Genomic DNA, 24,128 nt, shown 5'->3' with positions numbered 1-24,128 from the left:
AGCCGAGCCCTCACGCACGGTGACGACCTGCGGTTACGGGCATGCAGTCGGCTGACTTTCGGGGTATCTGTCGGCGCGAAGCCGCGCCTAAGAGATAAAGTTGGTCCATCGCCTTCGGGTTCATGGCCGACCGCCGTGTTTCCGCAGTGGGTTGTCCTCAGGAGGGGATCACAACCCCGTGCTGACGATCTCTGGCACCGAAACCTGTGGGTGCGGCATTTTCGCCGGGCGGCTGCTCTGACCGAACAGCTGGCCTCAGCGATGCCAAAGGACGATTTACGGCGCTATAAGCCGTGCGACTTCGGGCAGTCGACGATCGCGTGGCAATTGGACGGGACGGTGACTCATGCGGGGACGTGAGCTTCGGGGGGAACTCGACGCGTTCCTGACGGAGACCGATCAGGAGTTGGTGGCGTTCCGCCGCGACTTGCACATGCATCCTGAGCTGGCCTTCGCCGAATATCGCACGACGCAGCGCATCGCCGAGCGGCTCGCCGCCGCCGGTCTGATGCCGTCGGTGCTGCCACGCGGCACCGGCCTGATCTGCGACGTGGGCAGTGGAGACGGTCCGACGGTCGCGCTGCGCGCGGACATCGACGCGCTGCCGCTGCACGACGAGAAGGACGTGCCCTACCGCTCGACCGTTCCCGGCGCCTGCCACGCGTGCGGCCACGACGTGCACACCGCGATCCTGCTCGGCACCTCGATCTTCCTCGCCCAGCAGGCCGCCGCCGGCCTCCTGCCCGGCCGGGTCCGGCTGATCTTCCAGCCCGCCGAGGAGCTTCCCGGCGGCGCGCTGGAGGTCATGGCGCACGGCGGCATCAGCGGCGTGGAGCGCATCTTCGGCCTCCACTGCGACCCGCGCGTCGACCTCGGCCAGGTCGGGCTCAAGCCCGGCCCGATCACCTCCGCCTGCGACAAGCTGGTCATCAGGGTGTCGGGTCCCGGCGGCCACACGGCCCGGCCGCACCTCACCGCCGACCTGGTCTTCGCCCTCGCCAAGGTGCTCACCGAGCTGCCCGCCGCGCTCTCGCGCCGGGTGGACCCGCGCTCCTCGCTCAGCCTGGTCTGGGGCAAGGTGGAGGCCGGCACCGCGGCCAACGCCATCCCCGACGAGGGCGTGGCCGAGGGCACCGTGCGCTGCCTCGACGAGAACGCCTGGCACGCCGCGCCCGACCTGATCAAGTCGCTGCTGGAGTCGGTCGCCAGCGCGTACGGGATCGAGGCGACGATGGAATACACCCGCGGCGTGCCGCCCGTCGTCAACGACGAGATGAGCGTCGACATGCTGGCCGAGGCGGTCGAGCGGGCGCTGGGGCCGGGCGCGGTGGTGCCCACGCAGCAGTCGCTCGGCGGCGAGGACTTCGCCTGGTACCTGGAGTCGATCCCGGGGGCGCTCGCCCGCCTCGGCACGCGCTCGCCCGGCGGCGTCACGTATGACATCCACCAGGGGACCTTCGACGTCGACGAGGCGGCCATCGCCATGGGCGTCCGCCTGATGTCCGCCACTGCCTTGACCGCGCTCTGGGAGCCGGTTGTGGACTCAATACTCGCCTAATTTTCTGTTACGGCCAGCATGGGCCAGCCCCACCCTGCGTGCTTGTTTTTCTGTTACGGCCAGCATGGGCCAGCCCCTCCCTTCTGGGCGGGGCTGGCCTCTTTCCAGGGGCACGCTCCTGGGGTTTACGGGGCTGGGCGCCGTGACGTGCGCATTCTTGACCCTGGCCGCCCTCAGAGCTTGACCCCGGCCGTCCTAGGGCTTGGTCACCGGCAGGATCAGTGATGAGTGGGCCGGGTCGATCGTGAATTTGCTGCCCTCCGGGTAACGCAGGGTGTAGTCGTGGTCGGTCGAGGTGATGATCAAGCCGATCTTGTGGCCCTGTTTGAAGCGGTAGTCCTTTGGCTGGAAGTCCCAGGTGAAGGTGTAGTCCCGTGAGGGGCTGATTCTTTCTGTGCGTGCTGGGTCGTGGCGGTTTCTGATGTCCAGCCAGCCTCTTGAGACGATCTTGTAGGGGGTCGTCGCGGTGCCCAGCCTGCGCAGTGCCGTGCAGCCCGTGTCGCCCGGGATGCCTTGGCCGTAGCAGAGGGTTTCGCCGGTCGCGACCAGGGTTCCGTCCGCTCTCGTGTCCGTGCCGTAGTCGACCAGCAGGGCCGTGAGATAGGGGGAGGGGCCGGCGTCGCGGGCGGCTCGGAGTGAGATCTCCGGTGTGCCGGAGATCCGGACGTCCGCCGGCAACTCCGGAGTCAGGTAGGCCAGGCGGTTGGGGTCCGGGGCGGGGGCCGTTTCCACGAGCTGTTCGGCGGTGCGGGTCTTCTGGTCGACGAAGGATTCGCGGGCCGAGCGCTCCGCGAAGAGACTCAGCTTCGAGCCGGAGCCGAGATGGAGGGCCACGGGCTTGGTGGCCGGAAGTGGCCACGATCTGTGAGTGCCCCACTCGCCGGGGGCGATTTCGACGTCCGCCTGGGGCTCCCGCATGATGCCGCTGTCGATCCCGTACAACCAGTAGTCGAACCAGCCGTGCAGTTGCCGGAGCCATTCGACGGTGCGCAGGTTGAAGGGGTTCATGTGGGTGCCCTGGTGCAGCCAGATCTTGCGCGGCACGTGGCGCTTCGACAGGGCGTACCACCATTGGGCGAACTGCTTGGTCTTGACGTTCCAGTCATTGAGGCCGTGCACGAGGAAGACGCTGGCCTTGACCTTGTTCACGTCGTTGAGGTAGTTGCGGGCGTCCCAGAAGCGGCTGTAGTCGCCGCTGATCCGGTCCTGGGTCGCCGTCAGGTAGTCCATGACGGGTGCGCAGACCTGCTGGCCGGCGGCGCGGGTGAGCACGTACTTGGCCAGCACGTCCGCGTCCTCGCCCTGGAAGCCGCCCGCCGCCAGCACGCCGCCGTTCGCGCGGTAGTAGTCGTACCAGGAGGAGATCGCGGCGATCGGCACGATCGTCTTCAGCCCCTCGACGCCCGTCGAGGCGACCGCGTTGGGCAGCGTGCCGTTGTAGGAGACGCCGATCATGCCCACGTTCCCGGTCGACCAGGTGGCCGAGACGGGCTCGCCCGTCGGGGTGAACCCCTTCGCGCGGCCGTTCAGCCAGTCGATCGCGGCCTTCGGGCCGGCCGTCTCGTTGCGGTCGCCGGTGGTGGGGCAGCCGGTGGCGCGGCCGGTGCCCAGGTTCTCGACCAGCGCGATCGCGTAGCCGCGGGGCAGGAAGTAGTTGTCGTAGTAGCCGTCGAACGGCTCGGTCGCCAGTTTGTTGGCGAAGGCGCGCAGGGTCGGCAGCGGGTTGCCGTTCTCGTCCACGTCCACCACGTGGTTCGGCACGTCGTTGCCGCCCGCGTAATAGGGGCTTGCCTCCATGATGACCGGGACCTTCAGGCCCTCGTCGGTCTCCTTCGGGCGCAGGATGTCCACGGCGACGCGGTCGGGCAGGCCGTCGCTGTCGCTGTCCGTCCCCGCGACCTCGACGTACACCGTCTGTTTGACGGCGTCGGCGCGGGAGAAGACGGGCTGGGTGGCGTTGTTCTCGATCGTGATGGTCGGGGTGTCCACCGCGGCACCCGGTGTGCCCGCTGTGGCGGGCGCCACGCCCATGGCCGCGAGAAGAACCGCGGCCATGGGCGTGATCATGGCCTTCCAAGGATGCATGTAGGGCTCCAGGATGAAATAACCACCGTTGATCAGTGAATCTCTGCCATGATCGGCCGGACGGCAAGGGCCCCCCTGCGTTCAAGGTTGGGCAAAGCTTCGGGTGCCGGTCCCCGTCTCGCATCCGCAGATTCAGGTCACGGACGCGACTGATGTCGATAACGGAGCGGTTGCGACCCTGTGTGCCGGTTTTGTCCGCCCTGGTCAACCAACTATCTTCCGTGCAGGGTTGCCGTACATTTCTTCGCGCCCGCGATGAAGTTTGACGGCGGGGAAATGGAAGGGAGTCGCCTTGCTCAGCAAGCGATTCGGCAGGATGGCGACCGGCTCAGTAGCCGCCGGTGCCATGCTCATGGCGGCCGCGGCCTGTGGCGGCAGCGGCGGTACCGGAGGGGATGCCACGTCCAGCGCGGCGCCCAGCTCCGCGGCCAGCAGTGAGGCGCCGAAGTCCGGCGCGCTCAAGGTGGGCCTCGCTTTCGACGTCGGCGGCCGTGGCGACAAGTCCTTCAACGACGCCGCCTACGCGGGCCTGGAGAAGGCCAAGACCGACCTCAGCGCCGACATCAAGGAGCTGAGCCCCGCGGCTGACGGCTCCAACCGCGGCGAGCTCCTTCGCCAGCTCGCCGACGCGGGCTACAACCCGATCATCGGTGTCGGCTTCGCCTACGGCGACGACATCAAGAAGACGGCCGAGGAATACCCGGAGATCCAGTTCGCGGTCGTCGACTCCGCCTCGAACGCGGCCAACGTCACCGGCCTGCTGTTCGCCGAGGAGCAGGGCTCCTATCTGGCGGGCGTCGCCGCGGCGCTCAAGGCCAAGAGCGGCCACGTCGGCTTCGTGGGCGGTGTCGAGAACGACCTGATCAAGAAGTTCCAGGCAGGCTTCGACGCCGGCGTGAAGTCGGTCAAGAAGGACGCCAAGATCGACGTCAAGTACTTGACCCCCGACGGTGACTTCAGCGGCTTCAAGGCCCCCGACAAGGGCAAGGTCGCGGCCGAGAAGATGTACCAGGACGGCGCGGAGATCGTTTACCACGCCGCCGGCGACTCGGGTCTGGGCGTGTTCCAGGCGGCGGCCGCGGCCAAGAAGAAGGCCATCGGCGTCGACTCCGACCAGCGCCAGACGGTCAAGGAGACCGATCTGCAGTCGGTCATCATGACCTCGATGCTCAAGCGCGTGGACGTCGGTGTGTTCGAGTTCATCAAGGCGTTCCAGGGCGGCGCCAAGGGTGGCAGCAACACCATCTACGACCTCAAGGTCGACGGCGTGGGCCTGGCCACCACCGGTGGCGAGATCGACGACATCAAGGACAAGCTGGACGCCGTGAAGCAGGACATCATCGACGGCAAAATCACGGTTCCGTCCAAGCCGTAATTGAGATAGGAACGTTGATCGAGGGCCCGGAGTCCAACCCGACCCGGGCCTTCGGCCTATCCCTCACACCAATGAGCGGAGCGATTGAGGAGCGGTGAGCGACCAGTGAACGCCGACACCGTCGCCGCGGTGCGACCCGCCGTCGAGCTGGAAGGCATCACCAAACGCTTCCCCGGCGTCGTCGCCAACCACGACATCCGCATCACCGTCGAACCCGGCACGGTGCACGCGATCGTCGGAGAGAACGGCGCCGGCAAGTCCACCCTGATGAAGATCCTCTACGGCATGCAGAAGCCGGACGAGGGCACCATCAAGGTGAACGGCGCGGAAGTGGCCTTCCGGACACCGAGCGACGCCATCGCCTCGGGCATCGGCATGGTGCACCAGCACTTCATGCTGGCCGACAACTTCACCGTGCTGGAGAACATCGTCCTCGGCGCCGAGCCGAAGAAGGCCGGCATGCTCGACGCCGCCGGGGCCCGCGCGCGCATCACGGAGCTGGCCGCGAGCCATGGCCTGCGCGTGGATCCCGACCGGCTCGTGGAGGACCTCGGTGTCGGCGACCGGCAGCGGGTCGAGATCCTCAAGGTCCTCTATCGCGGCGCGCGCATCCTGATCCTCGACGAGCCGACCGCGGTGCTCGTACCCCAGGAGGTCGACGAGCTCTTCGACAACCTGCGCGAGCTCAAGGCCGACGGGCTGACGGTCATCTTCATCTCGCACAAGCTCGACGAGGTGCTCAGCATCGCCGACGCGATCACTGTGATCCGGCGCGGCACCACGGTGGCCAGCGTCGACCCCGGCCAGGTCACCGCGCGGCAGCTCGCCGAGCTCATGGTCGGCAGCGAGCTGCCCACGCCGGAGACGCGCGAGTCCACGGTGACCGAGGACGTGGCGCTGAAGGTGTCGGGCCTGACCATGGAGGCAGACGGCTTCCGCCCGGTGCCCAAGGGCACGTCGGTCGCCCTGTACGTCGAGAAACTGCGCGAGGAGGGCCGGCGGCTGCTCCTCGACGACGTGTCGTTCGAGATCCGCAAGGGCGAGATCCTCGGCATCGCCGGGGTCGAGGGCAACGGCCAGTCCGAGCTGATCGAGGCCATCATGGGCATACTGCCCGTGCACGGCGACATCACGCTCGACGGCGCCGACCTCAGCACCTGGTCCACCCTCAAACGCCGCGAGTCGGGCATCGGCTACATCCCGGAGGATCGCCACCGCCAGGGTCTGCTGCTGGAGGCGTCACTCTGGGAGAACCGGGTGCTAGGCCACCAGACCAGGCCACCCGCGCGCTCGGGCATCTGGATCAACCGGCGGGCCTCCAGGGCCGACACCGAACGCATCGTCAAGGACTACGACGTCCGCACGCCGGGCGTCGACACGCTGGCACTGGCCCTGTCGGGCGGCAACCAGCAGAAGCTGATCGTCGGGCGGGAGATGAGCGGCGAGCCCACGTTCCTCATCGCCGCCCACCCCACCCGTGGCGTCGACGTGGGCGCGCAGGCCGCGATCTGGGACCACCTGCGTCACGCCCGGGCCGCGGGCTTGGCCGTACTCCTGATCTCGGCCGACCTCGACGAGCTCATCGGGCTGTCCGACACGCTGCAGGTGATCTACCGGGGCCGGCTCGTCGCCCGCCTCAACCCGTCCGACGTCACCCCCGAACGGCTGGGCGGCTACATGACCGGCGCCATCACCAGTACTGAGGAGACGTGATGCCCGCCGGGCTCTACCGGGCGCTGCTGACGATCGCCGGCGCCATCGCGGCCATCATCCTGGCGATCGTGATCTCCAGCGTGGCGATCATCGCGGCGGGGGCCAGCCCCGAGGCCGCGTTCGCCGCCTTCTTCGACTTCGGCGAGACCGAGCGGGCGGTGGTCAACGGCATCGTGACCATGCTCAACCGGGCCGTGCCGCTGTTCATCGCAGGCCTGGCGGTGGCCGTCGGCTTCCGGATGAACCTCTTCAACATCGGCGTGGAGGGCCAATATCGGATCGCGGCCGTCTGCGCCGCGTACGTCGGCTCCACGTTCGCGGCGCCCACCTGGATCCAGATCCCCGTGATCATCGTGGTGGCGATGGTCGTGGGCGGCTTCTACGCGCTGATCCCCGCCGTGATGAAGGTGACCCGGGGGGTGAACGAGGTCATCTCCACGATCATGCTGAACTACATCGCGATCAACCTGGCCGCCTTCCTCGTCCGCGGCCCCTTCACGGGGGAGCGGGCCAAGGGCGTGCTCACCACCACGACGCCCACGCTGCCCCAGTCGGCCTGGTTCCCCAACCTCAACGTCGTGTTCGAGATGTTCGGGCTGCCCGCCCCTCGCGGCGGCGGGCTCTGGGGCTTCCTGCTGGTGGCCGTCGTGCTGGGCATCGTGCTCTGGGTGGTGCTGGAGCGGACCAGGTTCGGCTTCGACGTCAAGGCCAGCGGTCTCAACGCCTCGGCCGCGCTGGCCTCCGGTGTCAACCCGAAGAAGATGGTCATCTCCGCGATGGTGCTCTCCGGCGCGATCGCCGGGCTGATCGGCATGCCGGAGATCCTCGGCGACAAGCACTCCTTCGGCTCCAACTTCACCCCCGGCCTGGGCTTCCTGGGCATCGCCGTGGCACTGCTCGGCCGGAACCAGCCCGGTGGCATCGCGGTCGCGGCGCTGCTGTTCGGCTTCCTGGACCGGGCGCAGGGTCCCCTGCAGTTCGCCAACGTGCCGCCCTCGGTCATCATGATCATGCAGGGCACGATCGTGCTGCTCGTGGTCATCGCCAACGAGATCACCAGCAGGATGGCGCTGCGGCGCGAGGAACGGCGGGCCGCTCAGCAGCTCGGCAGGAACACTCCCGTTGAGGTGGCAGCATGAGCAAGTTCAGCCGTTACCACTTGGCGCTCATCGGCCTGGCCGTGCTCATCCTGCTGATGTCGGTGGTCCGCGTCATGTCCGGGCAGGACGACATCACCTCGTCAGGCACGTTCAACGCGGCGCTGATGCTGTCGGTGCCGATCGGCCTGGCCGGGCTCGGCGGCCTCTGGGCCGAGCGGGCGGGCGTGGTCAACATCGGGCTCGAAGGCATGATGGTGCTCGGCACCTGGTTCGCCGGCTGGGCCGGATACCAGTGGGGCTTCATGGCGGCGCTGGTCGCCGGGCTGCTGGCGGGCGCGCTCGGCGGCCTCATCCACGCGGTGGCGACCGTGACGTTCGGCGTCGACCACATCATCAGCGGTGTGGCCATCAACCTGCTCGGCCCCGGCATCACCCGCTTCCTGTCGGAGGTCTTCTACAAGGAGGGCACCGCCGCGGCCGCGGCGGGCGCGGGCATCACCACCTCGCCGGCCATGTCTTCGGAGGCGCCTACGCCCAGCCTGCCGCTGTTCTCGTCGGGTCCCGACTGGCTCGGCAGCCTGGAGCGCACCCACTGGTTCCTGATCTCCGACCTCGCGGGCATGGTGCGCGGGCTCACGCACGAGGTGAACGTGCTGGTGATCCTGGCCGTGCTGCTGTTCCCGCTGACGTTCTTCGTGCTCTGGCGTACGGCCTTCGGCCTGCGGCTGCGCTCGGCGGGCGAGAACCCGTGGGCGGCCGAGTCGCTGGGCGTGAACGTCTACCTGATCAAGTACGTGGCCGTCGTCATCTCCGGCGCGTTCGCCGGGCTCGGCGGCGTGTTCCTGGTCTTCGTCACCACCAAGTACGTCGAGGGGCAGACCGCGGGTCGCGGGTTCATCGGCCTGGCCGCCATGATCTTCGGCAACTGGCGGCCCGGCGGGCTGGCCGCGGGCGCCGCTCTGTTCGGGTACGCCGACGGCCTGCAACTGCGCAGCTCCGGGGTCCGCTCGCCGGTCACGGCGTTCTTCCTGTTCGGCGCCATACTGCTGCTCATCTACATCGCCGCCAAGGTGCGCGCGATAGTGTCGTCCGGCCAGCCCGCGGAGATGGTGGCCAGGGGCACCAGGGAGTACAACCTGATCGCGGCAGCCGCCGGGGGCATGATCGTGCTGATCTGGCTGTGGCTGACCGTCGACCAGCTGCCGAACGAGTTCGTCTTCATCACACCACACGTGCTCACGCTGCTCGTGCTCCTGGTGGCTTCGCAGCGACTGCGGATGCCCAAGGCCGACGGCGTTCGCTATCGCCGGGGGGAACAGCATTGAACGTCGACTGGGACGGCCTGCGCGCTGAGGCCAATGAGGCCATGCACCACGCGTACGCGCCCTACTCCAAGTTCCCCGTGGGGGCGGCGGCGGTCGTGGACGACGGCCGCGTCGTCACCGGCTGCAACGTCGAGAACGCCTCCTACGGCCTGGGCCTGTGCGCCGAGTGCGGGCTGGTCTCGGCGCTGCAGTTGTCGGGCGGCGGCCGGCTGGTGGCCTTCACCTGCGTGGACGGCCACGGTGAGCTGCTGATGCCGTGCGGGCGCTGCCGGCAGTTGCTGTTCGAGTTCGGCGGCGAGGAACTGCTGGTCGAGACCGTGGATGGGCCGAAGCGGATGGCCGAGATCCTGCCCTACGCGTTCGGCCCAGATGACCTGTCCAGGTCCGCCTGATGGACGCCATCGAGGTCATCGTCGCCAAGCGCGACGGCGGCGAGCTGACGGCCGCCCAGATCGACTGGGTGATCGACGCCTACACCCGTGGCGAGGTGGCCGACGAGCAGATGTCCGCGCTGGCCATGGCGATCCTGCTGAACGGCATGAACCGGCGCGAGATCGCCGGCTGGACGCAGGCGATGATCCGCTCGGGCGAGCGGATGGACTGGTCCGCGCTCGACCGGCCCACCGCCGACAAGCACTCCACCGGCGGCGTCGGCGACAAGATCACGCTGCCGCTCGCCCCGCTGGTGGCCGCGTGCGGCGCCTACGTCCCGCAGCTTTCGGGCCGCGGTCTCGGCCACACCGGCGGCACGCTCGACAAGCTGGAGTCGATCCCCGGCTGGCGGGCCTCGCTGTCCAACGACGAGATGCTCTCGGTGCTGCGGTCGGCGGGCGCGGTCGTCTGCGCCGCCGGCTCGGGCCTGGCTCCGGCCGACAAGAAGCTGTACGCGCTGCGCGACGTCACGGGCACGGTCGAGTCGATCCCGCTCATCGCCTCGTCGATCATGTCGAAGAAGATCGCCGAGGGCACCGGGTCGCTGGTGCTCGACGTCAAGGTGGGCTCCGGGGCGTTCATGAAGACGCCGGAGCGGGCCCGCGAGCTGGCCGAGACCATGGTCGCGCTGGGCACCGACGCGGGCGTGCGCACGGTCGCCCTGCTCACCGCGATGGACCGCCCGCTGGGCCGCGCTGTGGGCAACGCCCTGGAGGTCCAGGAGTCGGTCGAGGTCCTCGCGGGCGGCGGGCCGCCGGACGTCGTGGAGCTCACCGTACGGCTGGCGCGCGAGATGCTGGAGGCGGCCGGGATCTCCGGCCCGGACCCGGCGGAGGCGCTGGCGGACGGCTCGGCCATGGACGCCTGGCGCCGGATGATCACCGCCCAGGGTGGCGACCCGGACGCGATCTTGCCCAAGGCGGCGGAGACCATGGTGGTCGAGGCGCCTTCCTCGGGTGTCCTGTCGCGCCTGGACGCCTACGCCGTCGGCCTGGCGGCCTGGCGGTTGGGGGCGGGCCGGGCTCGTAAGGAGGATCCGGTGTCGTTCGGCGCGGGCATCATGCTGCATGCCAAGCCGGGGGACATCGTTCGTGAGGGGCAGCCCTTGATGACCTTGCACGCGGACGAGACGGCTCGCTTCGAGCGGGCCTTGGAGGCGTTGCGGGGTGGCTACGCGGTCGGGGCGGCGAGCGCTGAGATGCTGCCGCTGGTGATGGACCGGATCACGGCCTAGCCGCCCGTACTGGTGTTCGGCGCCTGCGCCCTCGTACGGGCGCGGGCGCTGTTTGAAGTCAGCGGGCGAGAACGGGTGCGCCGGCGAACACGTCGGCGAGCACGGCGCGCTGCGTCGGGAGAGCCTCCCGGTGGCGCTGTCTGCCCGCGTCCGTGATGCAGACGAAGACGCCGCGGCGGTCCTGGGCGCACACGCCGCGCGAGACCAGCTGAGACTTCTCCAGCCGCGCCACGACCCTGGACAGTGCGCTCTGGCTCAGATGGACCTCGTCGCAGAGCTCCTGGATCCGCAGCTCCCTGTCGTGATGGACGATTCGGTCCAGCACCTCGAACTCGCTCGGCCCCAGGCCGTGCTTGTCACCCAACTCGCGTTCCAGCGAGCACATCGCCTTGGCGTGCTTGGCCAGGACGTAGTGCCAGGTCCCGACCACGAACTCCTCGTCCATGACGCGGAGGTTACCACCTGGCTAAATCTTATGCAACGGAATTAAATGCTTTTGCATTAGATGCTGATGCATGTAATGTACTGACCCATGTCCTCTTCTTCATCCCGTTGGGGCGCGCTCGTCGTGCTCTGTGCAGTGATCTTCCTTGATGCTCTTGATGTGTCGATGGTCGGCGTGGCGCTGCCCGCCATCCAGCACGATCTGGGCCTTTCTACCTCTTCTCTGCAGTGGGTTGTCAGCGGCTACGTGCTCGGTTATGGCGGTCTTCTGTTGCTGGGTGGCAGGACCGCCGACTTGCTCGGGCGACGCAGGGTGTTCCTGGTCGCGCTGGGTGTCTTCGCCGTCGCGTCGTTGCTCGGTGGGCTGGTGGACGATGGCACCCTGCTGATCGTGGCCAGGTTCGTGAAGGGGGTGGCTGCCGCCTTCACCGCGCCGGCCGCGCTTTCGATCATCACGACCACGTTTCCCGAGGGCCCTGAGCGCAACAAGGCGCTCAGCATCTTCACCGCGTGTGGCGCCAGTGGCTACTCGCTCGGGCTGGTGCTGTCCGGCCTCCTGACCGAGATCGGCTGGCGGTGGACGCTGCTGATGCCGGTGCCGGTCGCGATCATCGCGCTGGTCGCCGCGCTCAAGGTGCTGCCGCGCAGCGCGGAGGAGCGGACCGAAGGTGGCCACGACCTGATCGGCGCCGTGCTGATCACCGCCTCGATGCTGCTGCTCGTCTTCACCGTCGTCCAGGCGCCCGAGGCCGGCTGGACCTCGCCGCGGACGATCGGCTCGCTGGTCGCGGTCGCCGCGCTGCTCGGCCTGTTCGTCTTCGCCGAACTGCGGATGAAGCACCCGCTGGTACGGCTCGGCATCCTGCGCTCCGGCTCGCTCGTCCGGGCGAACCTGGGGCTGCTCATCCTGATGGGCTCCTACGTGGCCTTCCAGTTCGTGGCCATGCAGTACTTCCAGAACCTGCTCGGCTGGTCGGCGCTGGGCACCGCGCTGGCGTTCCTGCCCGCCGGACTGCTCGTCGCGATCACCTCGACCAAGATGGGCGACTTCGCCGACAGGTTCGGCACCACCAAGCTGACCATCATCGGCGCGGCCGCGCTGGCCGGTGGCTACGCGATGTTCCTGGGCATCGACGAGCGGCCCAGCCTGGGCGGTCTGGTCATTCCGGGCATGCTGCTGCTGGGGATCGCGTTCGCGCTGTCGTTCGCGCCGCTGAACATCCAGGCCACGAACGGCGTGAACGACGACGAGCAGGGGCTGGCCTCCGGGCTGCTCAACACCTCCGGACAGGTGGGCGGCGCGATCGTGCTCGCCGCGGTCTCGGCGGTGCTCTCCTCTGGCGGTACCACCCTGTCGATCGACACGCTGCGGTCGGCGATCGTGGTGTCGCTGGTGCTGGCGCTGGTGGGGGTGGCGATCTCGGCCACCGGGCTGCGGGCACGGAAGCCGGTCGTGGCCGATCAGGAGGACACGAAGGTCCTCGAGACGGTCTGACCGATTCGTTGGTTCGGCCCCGCGCGGTGGCGTGCCGCGCGGGGCCGCTTGTGGTTCCCTGAACTGGGGAATCACTCTGGTATGCGCCCGTCATCCGCGCCCGGGCATGCGTCGGGGCTCCGACCAGCCCACGCCGCCGCTCTCGTCGCCGTCGCCTGTCTCGCCGTACTGACCGCATGCGGTACGACCCCATGGGGCGGCACAGCGGGCGGCGCCACCACGAGCGCGGCACCCGAGGCCGCCACGCCATCGACGACGCTCAGCGGCACGCCCACGCCGAGCTACGCCCAGCAGCAGCAGTCGTCGTCGTCGTCGTCCTCGTCCTCGTCGTCGTCGTCGAGCAAGGTCGAGGTGGACGTAGACCACGGTGGCGGCGACCCCGCGCTCGTGCTGGCCGTCCGCTACGCCGCCCACGACACCTACGACCGCGTGGTGATCGACTTCAAAGGCGCCATGCCCGGCTACAACGCCCAATGGGTAGAGAAACTCCTCCAGGATGGCTCGGGCAAGAACTTCCACGTCCCCGGCGGCGCGTACCTCCAGATCCTCCTCAACCCCGCCGAGGCCCACGACGCCAAGGGCGCGCCCACCTGGAAAGGCGGCCCCATCTTCCGGGCCAACCTCGGCAACATCACGCATGTGGTCAGGACCGGCGACTTCGAGGGCTACGTCGGCGTCGGCCTCGTGCTCGACCACCAGGCGGCGTTCGAGCTGAAAGAGCAGACCGGCCCTGACCGGCTCATCATCGACGTGGCACACTGACCTGGTGGTCAGAAAGATCGAAGCGGCGACCCGCATCCCGGTGCCCGGCGGCAAGCTCATCGACGAGCACGTGGGCCGGGTCAACAGTGGCGACGAGGCGATCTCCATCGCCCACATGGTCGCCCCGCCCGGCTGGGAAGAGCCCGCCCAGACGCCCTCGTTCACGGAGTACACCGTCGTCCTGCGCGGCACGCTCCTGGTGGAGCACGCGAACGGCACCACCGAGGTGACCGCCGGCCAATCCGTGGTCACGGACCCGGGCGAGAAGATCCGCTACAGCACCGGCCCGGACGGCGCCGAGTACATCGCCGTCTGCCTCCCCGCCTTCTCCCCGGACGCGGCCAACCGCACCTAACCCCCTAGAACATTCTTGTTCTTGTACGGCACCGCCGCCCCCACCCCCAAACGCCGTACATGGTGGGGACCTCCAGGGAGACGGCCGCTGACCCGCACGGGGCCGGGCGCCGTTACGGCGTGTTCTTGGCCGGTTTCCTGGGACGTCAGCGGGCCGTCGCACACATCGCGCCGACCCTCGCCGCACGCGGTCTCCACAGCGCTGGCGCCGGCCGGCTCGTCAGGCGAGCCGGCCCGTCTGGTGCAGGTGGTCGAAGATGATCTGGTCGACGGGGGATACGCGGTCGCGGTCGGCGTAGGTCAGCCAGCCGAGTTCTTCGATCTCGCTGCTCGGGGTCGGTGTTCCTCGATGGTCGGCGGTGTAGCAGGTCATCTGGACGGCGACCCCGTTGGCGTGGCCGTGCGCCTGGGCCTGGAAAGTGCCGAAGTGTGTCGCGCTGGCCGGGATGATGGCGACGGCGAGTTCCTCGTCGATCTCTCGGATGAGGGTGTCGAGATCGGTCTCGCCCGGCTCGCGTTTGCCTCCGGGGATGTAGTAGACGTCCTTGCCGCGCGATCGGGTGCTGAGGATCTTGCCGTCTTCCAGGTGGATCCAGGCGATCTTGTCGATGGTCACTGTCGGTTTCCTGTCTGTGAGCGCGGGCTGCGGGGTTGCCGGGACGTTCGATGAGTATGCCGGTCGGCCCCACAGGTGGCGCCGTGTCGGAGCGAAAAGTTCGTGGGGCGAAGGCGCATATCATGGGCGGATGAGGCCCACGCTTGACGAGATCCGACGGGCGCCCAAGGTGCTGCTGCATGACCATCTTGACGGCGGCCTGCGGGCCGAGAGCATCGTCGAGCTGGCTCGCGACTGCGGCTATGGCGAGTTGCCCACCACCGACGCCGACAACCTCCGGGAGTGGTTCGAGGCGGCCGCCGACTCGGGCTCGCTCGAACGCTACCTGGAGACCTTCCAGCACACCGTCGGCGTCATGCAGACGCGCGAGGCGCTGACCCGCGTCGCTGCCGAGTGCGCTGAGGACCTCGCCGATGACGGGGTCGTCTATGCCGAGGTGCGGTTCGCGCCCGAGCAGCACACCACCACGGGGCTCAGCCTCGATCAGGTGGTCGAGGCGGTGCTGGAGGGGTTCAAGCAGGGCTCCGAAGGGCGCGGGATCAAGGTCGGCACGCTGCTGACCGCGATGCGGCACCAGGCGCGGTCGATGGAGATCGCCGAGCTGGCCGTGCGTTATCGGGATGTCGGCGTGGTGGGGTTCGACATCGCCGGTGCCGAGGCGGGCTACCCGCCCACCAGGCACCTCGACGCCTTCGAATACCTGCAGCGGGAGAACGCGCACTTCACGATCCACGCCGGTGAGGCGTTCGGGCTGCCGTCCATCTGGCAGGCCATCCAGTGGTGCGGCGCCGACCGGCTCGGGCACGGGGTGCGGATCATCGACGACATCTCGGTGTCCGGCGACGGCTCGGCCAAGCTGGGCCGCCTGGCCGCGTACGTCCGTGACAAGCGCATCCCCCTGGAGATGTGCCCCACCTCCAACCTGCAGACCGGGGCCGCCGACTCCATCGCCGAGCACCCGATCGGGCTGCTGCGCCGCCTGCACTTCAGGGTGACGGTCAACACCGACAACCGGCTGATGAGTCGCACCAGCGTGTCGCTGGAGTTCGACAAGCTGGTGGAGGCGTTCGGCTATGGCTGGGATGACCTGCAGTGGTTCACGGTCAACGCGATGAAGTCGGCGTTCATCCCGTTCGACGAACGGCTGGCGCTGATCAACGGTGTGATCAAGCCCGGGTTCGCGCGGATGAAGTGGCAGCCGTGAAACAGACCTATCGCTCCAAGACCGCCTTCGTCCTCGGCTGGGTGTGGCTGGCGTTCGTCGCCTTCAACATCTGGGATCTGACCGCCCGCTACAACGGCAAGCCCTCGCTGGTGGCGGGTGCCGTGCTGGGCGCGCTGACCGCCGTGGTCTACCTGGTCGCGCTCCGGCCCGCGACCGTGGTGACCGAGGAAGGGCTGGTGGGGCGAAACCCGCTCCGCTCGACGTTCGTGCCGTGGGCGTCGGTGAACGACGTGGTGGTGGCCCACACCATCAACGTCCGCTACGGCACCGAGCAGGTGTTGCGGCTGTGGACGCCGATGAGCACGGCTCGCGAGCGGGCCAAGGCGCAGCGCCGGGCCGCGCCCAGGCCGCAGCGTGGTCGCTTCAAGACCGAGCCCACGCTGAGCAAGGCGGAGCAGGCCGCGGCGGAGGCGTTCGCCGGGAAGACACACGCCGACTGGGTGGGGCAGCAGATCACCGAGCGGGCGGAGTCGGCCCGGCGCCGCGACGTGGAGGCCCCGCCCGCCCGCGCCAGCTGGGCGATCGACTCGTTCGCGGTGCTCGCCGCGGCGATCGCGCTCGTGGTGATGGCGGTCGTGATCGGCTAGCCAGAGGTACGAGGCGATGCCATGGTGTTGACCCTGACACCGTGTCAGGCCCTACACCTGGAGAGGTCATGTTCAGCATCGGAGACTTCGCCAGACTCGGGCTCGTGTCCGTGCGCATGCTGCGCCACTACGACGCGATCGGGCTGCTGCGGCCCGCGCACGTGGACCCGGCCACCGGCTACCGCTCATACCAGGCGGCGCAGCTGTCCAGGCTCAACCGCATCGTCGCGATCAAGGACCTCGGCTTCACGCTGGAGCAGGTCAGGGCGATCCTCGACGACAAGGTGAGCACGGAGGAGCTGCACGGCATGGTCCGGCTGCGCCGCGCGCAACTGGAGGCGCGGATCAGCGCCGACCTGGCCAGGCTGCGCGGCGTCGAGGCGAGGCTCCGGACCATCGAGACGGAGGGGCACATGAAGACGGACGAGATCGTGCTCAAGCAGGTCGCCGCGATCAGGATCGCCGAGCTCAGCGCGAAGGCCGCCAGCTACGAGGGTGAGGACATCGGCCCGGTCATCCAGCCGCTGTACCGCGAGCTCTGCGAACGGCTGGAGGCGGCACAGGTGACCACGCCGGGCCCCGGCATCGCGTACTACATCCCCGAAGACGACGGCGCGGTCACCGTGCACGCCTCGTTCCCCGTGACGGTGGGGCCAGAAGACCGTTACGACTTCCAGATCGTCGCCCTGCCGGGCATCGAGACGGCGGCGACGATCATCCACCACGGCTCGATGGAGGAGGTCGGCTCGACGTTCCAGGCGCTGGCGCACTGGATCGAGGAGAACGGCTACCGGGCCAGCGGCCTGGCCAGGGAGGTCTACCTGCACTGCCCGGACGACGTGGCCGAATGGGTGACGGAGCTCCAGATCGAGGTGGCACCGGTCTAGCCGGTCTTCGGCCTGGTGGCCGACCGCATCGGCGAGCTGATCGGCTGGCTGGCCGAGCGGGGACATCGACCTGGAGTTCCGCCTGGCCTGACGATGCCGGGTGGCGCCTAGAGGCCGAGTGCGGCGCCGACGTCGGCTTTCAGGGCGTCGAGCTCTCGTACGGCCAGCGCCCGGGCATCACCCACCGGCCCGGTCACCGGGATGACCACCTCCAAGTAGCACTTGAGCTTGGGCTCGGTCCCCGAAGGCCGGACCACCACCCGGGCGTCGCCGGACAGCGTGTAGCGCAGCCCGTCGGTAGGGGGCAGTCCGCCATCACCCAGGCTCAGATCATCGGCCCGCTCGACCGCGCGCCCGCCGAGCGCGGCCGGCGGGTCGGCGCGCAGCCGGGCCATGGCGCCCGCGATGAGCGACAGGTCGTCGACCCGGACGGACAGTTGCGCGGTGGCGTGCAGCCCGTAACGCCTGGCCTGGTCGTCGAGCAGGTCGAGCAGGGTCCGCCCGGCACGCTTGGCCGCCGCGGCGATGCCGGCCACGGTCAGGGCGGCGCCGATGCCGTCCTTGTCGTGGACCGGCAGCCCGGCGTCGGAGCCGACGCTGTAGCCGATCGCCTCCTCGTAGCCGAAGACCAGCCCGGGGCCCGCTTTGATGATCCACTTGAAGCCGGTCAGCGTCTCGCCGTAGCGGACGCCGTGGGCGGCGGCGATCTTGCCGAGCAGCGTGGAGGAGACGATCGTGGTGGCCACCATGCGATCGCCGGACGTATGCGTGATCACGTGCTCGGCCAGCAGGCCGCCCACCTCGTCACCGGTCAGCATGCGCCAGGAGCCGTCGCCCAGCGGCACGGCCACGGCACAGCGGTCGGCGTCGGGGTCGTTGGCCAGCACGACATCAGCGTTGATCTTGACGGCCAGCGCCACGGCCAGGTCGATCGCGCCTGGCTCCTCCGGGTTGGGGAACGCCACCGTCGGGAACTCGGGGTCGGGGTTGCGCTGCTCCTCCACGGCCATCGGGCTCTCGAACCCGGCGGCCAGGAACGCGCCGGTCAGCATGGCCGATCCGACGCCGTGCAGCGGCGTGTAGGCGACCCGCAGCTCGCGCGCGTCGCCGAGCGGCAGCGCGGTCACCGCGTCGATGTAGTCGTCGATGATGCTCTCGCCCAGCTCGGTGAACGCGCCGGGGCCGTCGAGCGGCAACTGGTCGACGCGGCCCACGGCCTCGATGGCGGCGGAGATCTCGGCGTCGATCGGCGGCACGATCTGGGAGCCGTCACCCCAGTAGACCTTGTAGCCGTTGTCGCGCGGCGGGTTGTGGCTGGCGGTGACCATCACCCCGGCGTCGGCGCCGAGGTGGCGGACGGCGAAGGCCAGCACGGGGGTCGGCAGCGGGCAGGGGAGCAGCGAGGCGTGCAGCCCGGCACCGGTCAGCACGGCCGCGGTGTCGCGGGCGAACATGTCGGACTTGTGGCGGGCGTCGTAGCCGATGACGACGTGCCTGCCGGCGCCGAGCACCTCGGCCAGACCTGCCGCGGCCCGCATGACGGTCACCCGGTTCATCCGGTTGGGTCCGGCGCCCAGCTCGCCGCGCAGGCCGGCCGTACCGAACTCGAGCCGGGCGCCGAAGCGGTCACGCAGTGCCTCGTCGTCGCCGGATTCGAGCAGGGCCGACAGCTCGGCCCTGGTCTCGGGATCGGCATCCTGAGCCAGCCAAAGACGGGCCGCACGGGCCAGGTCGGCGCTCACTGCCGGCCTCGCGGGTCGGGTCGGTCAGGAAAGGCCCAGCCAGGTCGGTCAGGGGAGGCCCAGCCAGGTCGGTCGGGGGAGGCCCAGCCGGGTCGGTCGGAGGAGGCGTCGCGGGTCGGATCGGTGGTCACTGTCGGGCCTCACGAGTCAGGTCGGTGAGATCACACGGGACGGGGGAGCCGGGTCACCGGTCAGAGCCGGTCCACGATCTTGGACAGCAGCGTGCCCATGCGAGCGGCCGTTTCGCGGCCGACCCGCAGGACCTCCTGGTGGTCGAGCGGCTCGTCGGCCAGCCCCGCCCCCGGGTTGGTGACCAGGGAGAGGCCCAGCACATCGAGACCGGCCTCACGGGCCGCGATGGCCTCAAGGACGGTGGACATGCCGATCAGGTCGCCGCCCAGCGTGCGCAGCATGCGGATCTCGGCGGGCGTCTCGTAGGTCGGGCCGCGGAAGGCCACGTAGACGCCCTCGGCGATGCTCGGGTCGACCTCGCGGACGAGCGCCCGCAGCCGCCGCGAATAGACCTCGGTGAGGTCGATGAACGTGGTGCCGGTGATCGGGTTGGCGCCGGTCATGTTGATGTGGTCGCTGATCAGTACCGGGTCGCCGACCTGCTGCGTCTCGGGGCGCAGACCGCCCGCCGCGTTGGTCAGCACGATCGTGCCGACGCCCGCGGCGGCGGCGGTGCGTACGCCGTGGACGACGGTGTCGACGCCCCGGCCCTCGTAGAGGTGGCTGCGGCCGAGGAAGACGAGCGCGTGCCGTCCGCCGGGGGTGCGGATGACCCGGATCTTGCCGCCGTGCCCGGCCACGGCCGGAGCCGAGAAGCCGGGCAGGTCGGTGAAGGGGATCTCCGTGACCGTCTCGCCGATCGCGTCGGCGGCCGGCACCCAGCCGGACCCCATGACGAGGGCCACGTCGAAGGTGTCGAGGCCGGACGCGCTCTTCAGCGCGTCGGCGGCCGTTCCGGCCAGGGTGTACGCGTCGTTGCTCACGTCAGTAGTTTAGGAGGAGCCTGTCGAGCACCCGTACCCCGAACTGAAGGGCGTCCACCGGCACCCGCTCGTCCACGCCGTGGAACATCGACGCGAAGTCCATGTCCCCGGGCAGCCGCAGCGGCACGAACCCGAACCCGCGCACGCCCAGATCGGCGAAGAAGGTCTTGTTGTCGGTGCCGCCGGACATGCAGTACGGCACGGCCCGCGCGGCCGGGTCCTCGGCCTTCAGCGCCGCGATCATCGACTCGACCAGGGCGCCGTCGAACGTGGTCTCCAGCGCGATGTCGTGGTGCACGAACTCGCGGCGTACGCCCGGCCCGATCAGCGAGTCGATGATCTTGAAGAACTCCTCCTCGTGGCCGGGCAGGAAGCGGCCGTCGATCACGGCCGTGGCCTGGCCGGGGATGACGTTCGACTTGTAGCCGGCGTTGAGCTGGGTCGGGTTGGCGGTGTGGCTGAGCGTCGCGCCGACGAAGCGGACGAGCGGCCCGAGCTTGTCCAGGATGGGCGCCGGGTCGTCCTCGTCGAAGGGCAGGCCGAACGCGTCCGCGACCTCGGTGAGGAACTGGCGGACCGTCGGGGTGAGGGTGATCGGCCACTCGTGGGCGCCGACCCTGGCCACGGCCTTGGCCACCTCGGTGACCGCGTTGTCGGTGTTGAGCATCGAGCCGTGCCCGGCGGTGCCGTCGGCGATGAGCTTCATCCAGCCGAGGCCCTTCTGCGCGGTCTCGATCAGGTAGAGCCGCAGCGACGGGTCGACCTCCAGGGAGTAGCCGCCCACCTCGCTGATCGCCTCGGTGACGCCCTCGAACAGCTCGGGGTGGTGCTTGGTGAGGTGCTTGGCGCCGTACGTGCCGCCCGCCTCCTCGTCGGCGAGCCAGGCGAAGACCAGGTCGCGGCGCGGCTTGCGCTTCTCTCGGGTGAGCTGCCGGAGTACGGCCAGCATCATCGCGTCCATGTCCTTCATGTCCACCGCGCCCCGGCCCCAGATGTAGCCGTCACGCACCTCGCCGCCGAACGGGTCGACGGACCAGTCGGCCGCGTTGGCCGGCACCACGTCCAGGTGGCCGTGGACCAGGAGCGCGGGCAGCGACGGGTCGGTGCCCTCGACGCGGGTGATGACGTTGCCCCGGCCCGGCTCGCTCTCGATGTAGGTGGCCTCGATGCCGACCTCGTCCAGCCTGGCCATGACGGCCTCGGCGGCGGCCCGCTCACCGGGGCCGGTGCCGTCCCCGTAGTTGCTGCTGTCGACGCGGATCAGTTCGGCGCAGAGGTCGGCGACTTCGTTCTCGGCGGGCGTCATGGTGTCCTCTCCAGGGTGAGCAGGCCGGACTTGTGGAGGTGACCGCGCTTGTAGGCGCGGGTGATGAGGGTGACGTCCATGTCGGTGACCTCGTCGAGGGGGCCGACGACACCCGTCAGGAAACGGTAGAGGTCGGCCTCATGGGCCACCGCGACCTGGACGATCAGGGAATGCGTGCCCGACGTGGCCGCACAGTAACGCACGCTGGGGTGCGCCGCCAGCGTCTGGCCGACCCGGTCGAGGCCGTACGGCCGGACCTTGAGCCAGAGCTTGCCCTCCACCTCCAGACCGAGCAGCGCGGGCTCGACCTCGGCCCGCAGCAGCAGCACCCGACGTTCGAGCAGCGAGGACACCCGCCTGCGCGCAGTGGGTACGGAGATGTCGAGCCGCTCGGCGATCGCGGTGAAGGCGATCCTGCCGTCACCGGCCAGCAGCTCGGCGATGTCCTGTTCCAGAGGTGACAGACCGTCCTGATCGGGAAGGGGATCATGGAGCATGGCCGGGCGGAGCTGGGCCGCCTCCTGCTCGCTGAGGTAGGGCGCGTGCCATTCGGCCACGGTCCTGAACGTGTGGAGCACGACCTGTGTCTGCGTCTGCAGGACCCCGTCGATCTGGCTGATCTCCGCGGTGAGGATGTCGTGCAGCTCCTCGCGCGTACGGGCGACCAGCTCGCAGGCGAGGTCGGCCGCCCCGGTCAGCGAGTAGACCGAGCGCGTGTCGGGCCGGTCGGCCAGCGCCTTGGCGACCTGCGCCGCCGCACCGGGACGGACCTGGACGTGCAGATGCACGGGTCGTCCGTGGCCCGAACGCAGGTCGTCATAGATCGCGGTGACGCGCACCATGCCATCGGCGATCAGCCGCTGCAACCGGCGCGCCACCGTGCGCTCGTGCTCATCGACGGCCCGGCCGATCTCGCCCCACGACGCGCGGGGGCTGATCTGGAGGGCGGCGACCAGGCGCCGGTCGAGAACATCCACAGGGAGCCGTTTCTATGTCGGGTTTGTAAATATGTGCCGAGGCATTTGACTGTTTCGGTCGCCCGAATGCACAGTAAGCCATCATCGCCGTTGTCAGCAAAGGAGCCCCCGTGGCGACCTCCCCCGTCGCACCATCGCCAGTCGGCATTCCCCAGAGTCGGGTCCGCCAGCTCATGGCGGCCAGCATCGGCAACGTCGTCGAATGGTTCGATTGGTACACCTACAGCTTCCTGACCGTCTTCTTCGCCGAGCAGATCTTCCCCAAGTCCGGCGCCAACAGCGCGGTCCCCGTGCTGAGCGCCTTCGCGGTGTTCGCGGTCGGTTTCTTCATGCGCCCGCTGGGCGGCCTGCTGGTGGGCGCCTTCGCCGACCGGTACGGACGCAAGGCCGCGATGACCTTCACGATCATCCTGATGGGCGGCGGCTCGCTGCTGCTGGCGGTCACGCCGACGTACGCGACGGCGGGCGTGCTCGCGCCGATCATCCTGACGCTGGCGCGGCTGATCCAGGGGCTCTCGGTCGGCGGCGAGTTCGCCGCGGCCACCACGTTCCTGGTCGAGTCGGCCCCTCCCGGGCGCCGCGGGTTGTTCTCGAGCTTCCAGTACGTCAGCACCACCATCGGCCAGCTCTTCGCCTCCGGCCTGGCCGCGCTGCTGGCCGCCAACCTCGCCGAAGCCGACATGAGCTCCTACGGCTGGCGCATCCCGTTCGTCGTGGGCGCGGTCATCAGCCTCGTGGGCCTGTGGATCCGCAAGGGCGCCGAGGAGACCAGCGCGGTGGTCAGCGACATCCAGGAGGGCAGGACGGAGCGTCCTGGCCTGTTCGAGTTCCTGGTCCGCTACCCGACCAAGGCCGCGATGATCGTCGGCATCACCGTGGCGGGCACGGTCGCCTACTACACCTGGACGACCTTCCTGCCGACCTACGCCCAGCAGAACGTGAGCTTCGACAAGGGCGAGTCGCTCACGGTCAGCACGATCTCGCTGGTCTTCTTCATGCTCCTGCAGCCGCTGCTCGGCATGCTCTCGGACCGGATCGGGCGCCGGCCCATGCTGATCACCTTCGGCCTGGCGTTCACGATCCTGCCGGTGCCGCTGCTCGGCATGCTGACGAACTCCTTCTCCAGCCTGCTGTTCATCCAGTGCCTCGGCATGGTCTTCCTCGGCTGCTTCACCTCGGTCTCGGCCGCGGTCAACTCCGAGCTCTTCCCGACCCGGGTGCGGGCGGCGGGGGCGGGCTTCCCGTACTCGCTGACCGTCGCGATCTTCGGCGGCACCGCGCCGCTCATCGGCACGGCGCTGAAGGACGCGGGCAACTCGGGACTCTTCCCGTGGTACATGTCGGCGCTCGCCCTGGTCTCGACGCTGGTGTACGTCTTCGCGCTGAAGGAGACCAAGGACCAGCCGCTGAGCTAGCCGCCGATCGATCTGCAGGGGCGTCCCCGCAGCTCCTTGACGTAGTCGTCGGGGGCGCCCGCCCGCTCGGCGGCGTCCGCCAGGATGCCCAGGTAGCGGGCGGAGGGCAGGCCGCCCTCGTAGCCGTCGAGCACGTAGAACCAGGCCACCTGCTCGCCGTCGAGGGTCTGCACCCGCAGCCGCACCTTGTGGTAGAGGCCGCGGACGGCGCCCTCCCACTGGTCGAGCGAGTTGGCGTCCAGCTCGGGCACGTCATAGAGGACGACGAACACGTGCTCGTCGGGGTCTTCGACGATGGTGGAGAGCGAGCCCTCCCAGCCGATGTCATCGCCGCCGAACGTCAGACGCCAGCCCTGCAGCCAGCCCACGCCCCGGATCGGGGAATGAGGGGCGCGCATGGCCATCTGCTCGGGGTCCATGTTGCTGCCGTAGGCCGCGTATACAGGCACAGCAGATAAGAGTAGCGGGCGAGAGGCCGCCCCGTTCGTCGTCAGCGCGCGC

The 24,128-nt window shown here is 69.3% G+C and carries 22 protein-coding genes; 14 read left to right on the top strand and 8 right to left on the bottom strand.

Annotation, left to right across the window (positions count from 1 at the left end; genetic code table 11):
• Nucleotides 1–346 precede the first annotated feature (346 nt).
• Nucleotides 347–1,558, top strand: coding sequence for a M20 family metallopeptidase (locus tag AB0F17_RS31685; RefSeq protein WP_358030342.1), 1,212 nt, complete (start codon nt 347–349; stop codon nt 1,556–1,558).
• Nucleotides 1,559–1,753: 195 nt separating this feature from the next.
• Here AB0F17_RS31685 and AB0F17_RS31680 read toward each other — a convergent pair whose 3' ends face one another.
• Nucleotides 1,754–3,613 (bottom strand): Xaa-Pro dipeptidyl-peptidase, encoded by a 1,860-nt coding sequence (locus AB0F17_RS31680; protein WP_358030339.1) that lies wholly within the window; start codon nt 3,611–3,613, stop codon nt 1,754–1,756.
• Between the two features lie 322 nt (nt 3,614–3,935).
• Between AB0F17_RS31680 and AB0F17_RS31675 the strand changes: the two genes are divergently transcribed.
• The 6 genes from AB0F17_RS31675 (at nt 3,936) to AB0F17_RS31650 (ending at nt 10,822) form a co-directional block, all read left to right on the top strand.
• Complete coding sequence (locus AB0F17_RS31675; RefSeq protein WP_358030336.1) at nt 3,936–5,018, top strand: BMP family ABC transporter substrate-binding protein; 1,083 nt, start codon at nt 3,936–3,938, stop codon at nt 5,016–5,018.
• 105 nt (nt 5,019–5,123) lie between these two features.
• Nucleotides 5,124–6,731 (top strand): ABC transporter ATP-binding protein, encoded by a 1,608-nt coding sequence (locus AB0F17_RS31670; protein ID WP_358030333.1) that lies wholly within the window; start codon nt 5,124–5,126, stop codon nt 6,729–6,731.
• Nucleotides 6,731–7,870, top strand: coding sequence for an ABC transporter permease (locus AB0F17_RS31665; protein WP_358030330.1), 1,140 nt, complete (start codon nt 6,731–6,733; stop codon nt 7,868–7,870). Before AB0F17_RS31670 ends, AB0F17_RS31665 begins: the two co-directional genes overlap by 1 nt.
• Nucleotides 7,867–9,156, top strand: a complete 1,290-nt coding sequence (locus AB0F17_RS31660; RefSeq protein WP_358030328.1) for an ABC transporter permease — start codon at nt 7,867–7,869, stop codon at nt 9,154–9,156. The genes AB0F17_RS31665 and AB0F17_RS31660 overlap by 4 nt, the downstream gene beginning before the upstream one ends.
• A complete protein-coding gene (locus AB0F17_RS31655; RefSeq protein ID WP_358030326.1) occupies nt 9,153–9,548 on the top strand; it encodes a cytidine deaminase in 396 nt (131 codons plus the stop codon). Before AB0F17_RS31660 ends, AB0F17_RS31655 begins: the two co-directional genes overlap by 4 nt.
• Nucleotides 9,548–10,822 (top strand): thymidine phosphorylase, encoded by a 1,275-nt coding sequence (locus AB0F17_RS31650; RefSeq protein WP_358030324.1) that lies wholly within the window; start codon nt 9,548–9,550, stop codon nt 10,820–10,822. Before AB0F17_RS31655 ends, AB0F17_RS31650 begins: the two co-directional genes overlap by 1 nt.
• 58 nt (nt 10,823–10,880) lie before the next feature.
• Here the strand turns inward: AB0F17_RS31650 and AB0F17_RS31645 are convergent, their stop codons facing one another.
• On the bottom strand, nt 10,881–11,267 hold the full coding sequence (locus tag AB0F17_RS31645; protein ID WP_358030322.1) for a MarR family transcriptional regulator: 387 nt from the start codon (nt 11,265–11,267) through the stop codon (nt 10,881–10,883).
• Nucleotides 11,268–11,354: 87 nt separating this feature from the next.
• Between AB0F17_RS31645 and AB0F17_RS31640 the strand changes: the two genes are divergently transcribed.
• The 3 genes from AB0F17_RS31640 (at nt 11,355) to AB0F17_RS31630 (ending at nt 13,878) form a co-directional block, all read left to right on the top strand.
• Nucleotides 11,355–12,761 (top strand): MFS transporter, encoded by a 1,407-nt coding sequence (locus tag AB0F17_RS31640; protein WP_358030319.1) that lies wholly within the window; start codon nt 11,355–11,357, stop codon nt 12,759–12,761.
• Nucleotides 12,762–12,842: 81 nt separating this feature from the next.
• The gene (locus AB0F17_RS31635) at nt 12,843–13,523 is read left to right on the top strand and encodes a hypothetical protein (RefSeq protein WP_358030316.1); all 681 of its coding nucleotides are present in this window, start codon (nt 12,843–12,845) and stop codon (nt 13,521–13,523) included.
• Between the two features lie 4 nt (nt 13,524–13,527).
• Nucleotides 13,528–13,878: a cupin gene (locus tag AB0F17_RS31630; RefSeq protein ID WP_358030313.1), complete on the top strand. Its 351-nt coding sequence runs from the start codon at nt 13,528–13,530 to the stop codon at nt 13,876–13,878.
• 219 nt (nt 13,879–14,097) lie between these two features.
• On the opposite strand, the gene AB0F17_RS31625 is transcribed toward AB0F17_RS31630, so the two are convergent.
• On the bottom strand, nt 14,098–14,493 hold the full coding sequence (locus AB0F17_RS31625) for an NUDIX domain-containing protein (protein WP_358030311.1): 396 nt from the start codon (nt 14,491–14,493) through the stop codon (nt 14,098–14,100).
• A gap of 130 nt (nt 14,494–14,623) precedes the next feature.
• Here AB0F17_RS31625 and AB0F17_RS31620 point away from each other — a divergent pair, with 130 nt between their 5' ends.
• The 3 genes from AB0F17_RS31620 to AB0F17_RS31610 all read left to right on the top strand — a co-directional run bounded on the left by AB0F17_RS31620 (nt 14,624) and on the right by AB0F17_RS31610 (nt 17,192).
• Entirely contained in the window at nt 14,624–15,697 is a 1,074-nt protein-coding gene (locus AB0F17_RS31620) for an adenosine deaminase (RefSeq protein WP_214633394.1), read from the top strand.
• Complete coding sequence (locus AB0F17_RS31615; protein WP_358030309.1) at nt 15,694–16,305, top strand: PH domain-containing protein; 612 nt, start codon at nt 15,694–15,696, stop codon at nt 16,303–16,305. Before AB0F17_RS31620 ends, AB0F17_RS31615 begins: the two co-directional genes overlap by 4 nt.
• Before the next feature lie 68 nt (nt 16,306–16,373).
• Nucleotides 16,374–17,192, top strand: coding sequence for a MerR family transcriptional regulator (locus tag AB0F17_RS31610; RefSeq protein WP_358030307.1), 819 nt, complete (start codon nt 16,374–16,376; stop codon nt 17,190–17,192).
• 107 nt (nt 17,193–17,299) lie between these two features.
• Here the strand turns inward: AB0F17_RS31610 and AB0F17_RS31605 are convergent, their stop codons facing one another.
• From AB0F17_RS31605 to AB0F17_RS31590, 4 genes are all read right to left on the bottom strand, one after another.
• Nucleotides 17,300–18,934, bottom strand: coding sequence for a phospho-sugar mutase (locus AB0F17_RS31605; protein ID WP_358030305.1), 1,635 nt, complete (start codon nt 18,932–18,934; stop codon nt 17,300–17,302).
• 191 nt (nt 18,935–19,125) lie between these two features.
• Nucleotides 19,126–19,929, bottom strand: a complete 804-nt coding sequence (locus tag AB0F17_RS31600; RefSeq protein ID WP_358030302.1) for a purine-nucleoside phosphorylase — start codon at nt 19,927–19,929, stop codon at nt 19,126–19,128.
• Between the two features lies 1 nt (nt 19,930).
• Nucleotides 19,931–21,235 carry a M20/M25/M40 family metallo-hydrolase gene (locus AB0F17_RS31595; protein WP_358030299.1) on the bottom strand — a complete coding sequence of 435 codons (1,305 nt, stop codon included), beginning with the start codon at nt 21,233–21,235 and terminating at the stop codon, nt 19,931–19,933.
• The gene (locus AB0F17_RS31590; RefSeq protein ID WP_358030296.1) at nt 21,232–22,212 is read right to left on the bottom strand and encodes an Lrp/AsnC family transcriptional regulator; all 981 of its coding nucleotides are present in this window, start codon (nt 22,210–22,212) and stop codon (nt 21,232–21,234) included. Before AB0F17_RS31590 ends, AB0F17_RS31595 begins: the two co-directional genes overlap by 4 nt.
• Nucleotides 22,213–22,322: 110 nt before the next feature.
• Here AB0F17_RS31590 and AB0F17_RS31585 point away from each other — a divergent pair, with 110 nt between their 5' ends.
• The gene (locus AB0F17_RS31585; protein WP_358030293.1) at nt 22,323–23,627 is read left to right on the top strand and encodes an MFS transporter; all 1,305 of its coding nucleotides are present in this window, start codon (nt 22,323–22,325) and stop codon (nt 23,625–23,627) included.
• On the opposite strand, the gene AB0F17_RS31580 is transcribed toward AB0F17_RS31585, so the two are convergent.
• Entirely contained in the window at nt 23,624–24,076 is a 453-nt protein-coding gene (locus AB0F17_RS31580; RefSeq protein WP_358030290.1) for a gamma-glutamylcyclotransferase, read from the bottom strand. The two genes, AB0F17_RS31585 and AB0F17_RS31580, sit on opposite strands and share 4 nt — an antisense overlap.
• Between the last annotated feature and the right edge of the window lie 52 nt (nt 24,077–24,128).

The organism is Nonomuraea sp. NPDC026600 (assembly GCF_040638335.1).
Lineage (GTDB): Bacteria > Actinomycetota > Actinomycetes > Streptosporangiales > Streptosporangiaceae > Nonomuraea.
The sequence above is the reverse complement of the archived record's forward strand: the minus strand, read 5'-3'. Positions and strand labels throughout refer to the sequence as shown.